The 4,245-nt window shown below is 33.5% G+C and carries 6 protein-coding genes and 1 pseudogene; all 7 read right to left on the bottom strand.

Features of this window, described 5'->3' with window-relative positions:
- Positions 1-214: pseudogene (locus ABIQ27_RS04150) on the bottom strand (50S ribosomal protein L11 methyltransferase); the annotation flags it as partial.
- A gap of 60 nt (positions 215-274) precedes the next feature.
- Positions 275-745: a hypothetical protein gene (locus ABIQ27_RS04145; RefSeq protein ID WP_348032319.1), complete on the bottom strand. Its 471-nt coding sequence runs from the start codon at positions 743-745 to the stop codon at positions 275-277.
- 147 nt (positions 746-892) lie between these two features.
- On the bottom strand, positions 893-1,645 hold the full coding sequence (gene tpiA / locus ABIQ27_RS04140; protein WP_348032317.1) for a triose-phosphate isomerase: 753 nt from the start codon (positions 1,643-1,645) through the stop codon (positions 893-895).
- Positions 1,645-2,142: a TlpA disulfide reductase family protein gene (locus tag ABIQ27_RS04135; RefSeq protein WP_348032315.1), complete on the bottom strand. Its 498-nt coding sequence runs from the start codon at positions 2,140-2,142 to the stop codon at positions 1,645-1,647. Before ABIQ27_RS04135 ends, tpiA begins: the two co-directional genes overlap by 1 nt.
- Before the next feature lie 26 nt (positions 2,143-2,168).
- Positions 2,169-2,477: a hypothetical protein gene (locus tag ABIQ27_RS04130; protein ID WP_348032313.1), complete on the bottom strand. Its 309-nt coding sequence runs from the start codon at positions 2,475-2,477 to the stop codon at positions 2,169-2,171.
- A gap of 48 nt (positions 2,478-2,525) precedes the next feature.
- Positions 2,526-3,629 (bottom strand): MauE/DoxX family redox-associated membrane protein, encoded by a 1,104-nt coding sequence (locus ABIQ27_RS04125; RefSeq protein ID WP_348032311.1) that lies wholly within the window; start codon positions 3,627-3,629, stop codon positions 2,526-2,528.
- Positions 3,630-3,631: 2 nt separating this feature from the next.
- Entirely contained in the window at positions 3,632-4,174 is a 543-nt protein-coding gene (locus ABIQ27_RS04120) for a DUF1599 domain-containing protein (RefSeq protein WP_348032321.1), read from the bottom strand.
- Positions 4,175-4,245 lie beyond the last annotated feature (71 nt).

Raw genomic sequence — 4,245 nt, 5'->3', positions numbered from 1 at the left:
TTGTGTGGGAAATAGTGAATTCAGGAGAATGTAACAAATAAATATCATCTAATATATTTTTAGTCCAAAGGTCTTTTTGAATAAAGGCACTAAATCCATTTTCGGTTTCGATGAAACTTTCAAAAGGTTTTTCGCCAAGTTCTGCGATTAAAATTTCGGAACCCAGTTCTTTTGGTTCAACCGAAAAATGGTATGCTAAATATATGTTTGACATTCTTTTTTTTTGCAAAGGTAACAATCGACACCCTTACTATGAAGTCATTTTATCAAAAAATTAATCGTCTGTTCTGGCAACAGCTTTTAAACTGGCATTTGGGGCTTCATCAGGTGTTACCGCAAAAATCATCAGTTTGCTATAGCGTTTTCCATCAGCATCATAAAGATAGGTAATGGTATTATCTTTCGGATTGTAGGTCAGTTTTGCTCTCATGAATTTTGAGCGTATTAACCATGTTCCTTCGGTTTCGCTGGTTTGTGTAAATTCGACAATGGAACCATGATGCAAACGCACCTGACCATTATCGTACATGCTGATTACGATATAACCATTAGTTTTTGAACCCATTTCACGAATATCAATAATCGTGTTTTCGAATTCTGTTTCTTTCAATTCGTATTTTTCGAATTCTTTATTCCAAACATAATATTTCCTTGAATCGGATTGAAACCGTTTCTGAATATCTACCTGGGAATACATATTCAAACCGAATACAAACAAAAATAGTAGGATGAGTTTTGCTTTCATTTGATTTTGACATTTAATTAGGGAGTAAAAATAAAGCAGAAGTTCGATTAAAAGCAAAAAAAATCGTTAAAATGCAACATAAGTATTAAATATATAAAAAAAACCTTTCAATAATTTGAAAGGTTTTAAATTATAACATTATTTTTCTTATATCGAACTAACAATTGCCGCAAAGTCGGTTGCTTTTAATGCGGCACCACCAATTAGTCCACCATCAACGTCTGGTTTTGAGAAAATTTCTTTGGCATTATCTGGTTTTACGCTTCCGCCATAAAGTATAGAAACGTCTTCCGCGATATTACTTCCAAAACGTTGTCTAACACTTTCTCTGATGAATCGGTGCATTTCCTGTGCTTGTTCCGGCGAAGCAGTTTCTCCGGTTCCAATTGCCCAAACAGGTTCGTATGCTAAAACTATTTGTTCCCAGTCTTTATCTTTTATATGAAACAAACCATCGCGAAGTTGGTCCTCCACCAAATTGAAATGTTGGTTGTTTTGTCTGTCTTTTAATTCTTCGCCAAAGCAAAAAATCACTGTCATATTGTTTGACAAAGCTGTTGTTACTTTATCTGCTAAAATAAAATCGGTTTCATTAAAATAAGCACGTCGTTCAGAATGACCAATGATAACAATATTAACTCCGATACTTTTTAGCATGTCTGCCGAAATTTCACCGGTATAAGCGCCACTTTCAAACTGACTCATATTTTGCGCAGCAACTGCAATATTGGTAAATTCTAAATGATCAACTGCTGAGGCAAGGTTAATAAATGTTGGTGCAACAATAACTTGTGCTTCAACATCGTTTGGCAATTTATCAATCAATTCATTTAATAAATCTTCTGTTTCTTCAGCATTTTTGTGCATTTTCCAATTGCCGGCAACAATTTTTTGTCTCATTATTCTAGTTTTTTTAATTGGTCGTTCATTTTATCAAAATCGGTTTCAATTGCGCGATAAATAGCTATTTTACCGTTTTTATCAAGAATAATGTATCTCGGAATCCAATCTAAGTTTATTGAGGTTCCAAATTCACCTTTCATTCCGTCAGTTGCCCAATAGTGGTCGCCTTTTAGTTCGTGTTTTTCAATTCCGGACTGCCATTTGTCAAAAGCTTTATCCATTGAAATGAATACATAATCAACATTTGGATTGTTGGCCTGCATTTCTTTTAGTTTTGGCATTGCTTTTATACAATCGCCACACCAGGAAGCCCAAATCTCAATGACAGTGACTTTTCCGGTATGTTTTTTTAAAATTTTCTTAAATGAAATTTCAGTATTTTCGGGAGTAATTAATTTTTTGGATAATGCTTTCTTTGAAAATGTATCATTCTCAAAATTTGAAAATGCATAAGCAACAACTATTGCTACTAAGCATAAAACTGTCTTTTTCATATTTTTATTAATTTAGGGCAAATGAATCAATCAGGTTTTTTTTCTGTGTCTTGATCTTTTAGATAAAACAATTTATGTTTTTTTCTTTTGCGCTCACGTCTTTCTTTTTGCTTCTTATAATCATAAAGATATTTTAGAATTAAAACGAAGCCTAAAACTGAAGAGAAGACGAATGCACTTCCAATAAGTATATAAATTGTGTTCCCTAATGGAGGATCTTCCATTGTAGAAATAAATTCCAAAAGGATATAGCCAAGGACAAATGCAAAAAAACAAGCGCCAAAACCTATGAATGCTTGTTGATGTATCCTTCTGGACATTATATATTTAATCATATTTTAAATTTTAATATTTAAAAATAGTAAAAAGATAAATAAAACTAATTATTTTTTTAGCTCGGAATACGTTTTGTTAATTATTTTTTGATAATCAATCGGGTCAAATTTGTTTTCGGTTATTCCCCAATAATATCTGTATTCATTTCCGTTCCATAAATATTTCACGCCAGGAGTGTCTTTTCCTGAACCTAATACTTTCCAAAAAGGGATGACTTCAATTATTTTGTATGGATATTCGGCACCGGCAAACTTAAAAAAGTCCGGAATCAAATCGGCTTCTTCGTTCATAAAGATAATTGATATATCAGGAAAATTCTTATCTTTTTGTTTCAATTCCGTTAACTCTTTACAAGCTTCACGACAATGGTCGCAACCAGGCACGAAAAAGCAAAGTGTTTTTCTTCCGGTGTCAATTTTAGAAAAGTATTGAGTATAACCTGATTTGTGTTTTTCAGGCTCATTGATTTCTTTTTTCAGATCTGTTTTTACTGCTTCAATTTTCTTTATTGTATCTTTTGTAATCAAAGTTGCTGTTGTGTCAACTGTTGGTTCCTGAACGGTATCATTAGTTGTTTCTTCAGGTGTTGAAATCTCAAAGTTACTTGCAGGTGGCTGTATTGGAGCCATCATAAAAATAGCTAAAATTGTAGCAAAAAGAACTGTGGTTAAAATCCAAAAATTACCATTTTTCGCATCTTTAGGCAACAGCACAAACAGATAAGCCAAAAACCCAACCGCAACTATATTTTTGATAATGGCTTCTATTGGAGTCATCGGTAAAAGTTCTCCAAAACAACCACAGTTTCCGCTATTTCCACCGCTTAAAAATGTCACATAACTCAAGTGGCCAATAAAGACCAGCAATAATAGTATGGTAACCGGAATGATAAATTTTCGTAAATAATTTTTCTGTAACAGCAATAATCCTAGCGCCAATTCAATTCCGATAAGCGTTCGGGAGAAGAATGGAGCAAATCCTTCAGAAAATCCCATAGGATATAATTGCTTAACCTCAAAAGTTGAAATCGCAAAATAAGGTGAATCCAGTAAATGGCCTTTTGATAGTTTCGCTAAAGCAGAAAGTATAAAAAGAACAGCTACAATAATTCTCAGCGTCCAGGCAATGTAATTTTTAGAAGATGTTGTCATAGTTATTGTCCAAATTTCATTAAAATCAAAGCAAAAACGGAGTAATTAATCATATCCTGATAATTGGCATCAATGCCCTCGGAAACCAAAGTTTTTCCTTTATTATCTTCAATTTGCTTTACGCGAAGTAACTTCTGCAGAATCAAATCGGTCAAAGAACTGACACGCATTTCGCGCCAAGCCTCACCATAATCATGGTTTTTGTCTTCCATCAAGGATTTTGTAGCGGAAATTTTTTCATCATATAACTGAATAGCTTTAGCTGCATCTAAATCAGGTTGGTCCACAACGCCCAATTCCAATTGGATTAAAGCCATGATTGAATAGTTGATAATTCCAATGAATTCACCCGTTTCGTCTTCGTCAACTTTGCGGATTTCATTTTGTTGCAAACTTCTAATGCGTTGGGCTTTGATGAATATTTGGTCGGTTAATGATGGCAATCTCAAGATTCTCCAGGCACTTCCATAATCTGTCATTTTATTGGCGTAAAGTTGTCGGCAAATTGCGATAACCTTATCATATTCTTGAGAAGTTTTACTCATTTCAGTGTATCTTTGTGTCAAATTTGTCCAAAAGTAAAGAATAAAGATTGAAGTACAAAGGACTAAATCTT

This window comes from Flavobacterium sp. (assembly GCF_039916025.1).
Taxonomy (GTDB): domain Bacteria; phylum Bacteroidota; class Bacteroidia; order Flavobacteriales; family Flavobacteriaceae; genus Flavobacterium.
The sequence above is the reverse complement of the archived record's forward strand: the minus strand, read 5'-3'. Positions and strand labels throughout refer to the sequence as shown.

What these genes read in the sequence shown, in the direction of transcription:
- ABIQ27_RS04145 (WP_348032319.1), bottom strand. Translation starts at nt 745, where the DNA reads ATGAAAGCAAAACTCATCCTACTATTTTTGTTTGTATTCGGTTTGAAT.
- tpiA (WP_348032317.1), bottom strand. Translation starts at nt 1,645, where the DNA reads ATGAGACAAAAAATTGTTGCCGGCAATTGGAAAATGCACAAAAATGCT.
- ABIQ27_RS04135 (WP_348032315.1), bottom strand. Translation starts at nt 2,142, where the DNA reads ATGAAAAAGACAGTTTTATGCTTAGTAGCAATAGTTGTTGCTTATGCA.
- ABIQ27_RS04130 (WP_348032313.1), bottom strand. Translation starts at nt 2,477, where the DNA reads ATGATTAAATATATAATGTCCAGAAGGATACATCAACAAGCATTCATA.
- ABIQ27_RS04125 (WP_348032311.1), bottom strand. Translation starts at nt 3,629, where the DNA reads ATGACAACATCTTCTAAAAATTACATTGCCTGGACGCTGAGAATTATT.
- ABIQ27_RS04120 (WP_348032321.1), bottom strand. Translation starts at nt 4,174, where the DNA reads ATGAGTAAAACTTCTCAAGAATATGATAAGGTTATCGCAATTTGCCGA.